General features: G+C 72.2%; 1 protein-coding gene. It reads left to right on the top strand.

The features are described 5' to 3' along the window. A partial coding sequence (locus tag ACG01O_RS22240) for a type VI secretion system Vgr family protein (RefSeq protein WP_394387799.1) occupies positions 1-539 on the top strand: 539 nt, incomplete at both ends.

Raw genomic sequence — 539 nt, 5'->3', positions numbered from 1 at the left:
GGCTGGAAGAGCCAAAGCCACGACGACAAAGACCACAACCACTGGGTCATGGACGACAGCCCCGGCCAACTGCGCACCCGTCTGGCCTCCAGCCACGCCTGCGCGGAACTGCACTTGGGTGAACTCATCCACCACAACCCGCTGTCCAGCACCCGCGGCAGTTGGCGCGGCCAGGGCGTGGAACTCGCCACCCAGGGCTGGGGCACACTGCGCGCCCCGCAAGGCCTGCTGCTGTCCACCCAGGCCCGCTCGCAAGCCCAGGGCACGCAGCTGGACAGCGCCGAAGCGCTCGCCCAACTCAAGGCCGCACAAGACCTGGGCCAACGCCTGACGCAGGCCGCTGCCCCCGCCGGCGCGCAGGCCCTAAGCCAGCACGACGAGCGCCAGGCCCTGGACAAGCTCGCGCAAGACCTCGACCCCACGCGCGACGGCCACCACCCCGACGCCGTCAACGGCCAGGACAGCCGCCAACCCGCGCCCGGCAGCCGCACGCCGGACAAACCCACGCCGCGCACCGCCCGCCCGCACCTCGTGCTGGA

The sequence above is a fragment of the Pelomonas baiyunensis genome, from assembly GCF_043555935.1.
In the GTDB taxonomy this organism is placed as follows: domain Bacteria; phylum Pseudomonadota; class Gammaproteobacteria; order Burkholderiales; family Burkholderiaceae_C; genus Pelomonas; species Pelomonas baiyunensis.
The sequence above is the reverse complement of the archived record's forward strand: the minus strand, read 5'-3'. Positions and strand labels throughout refer to the sequence as shown.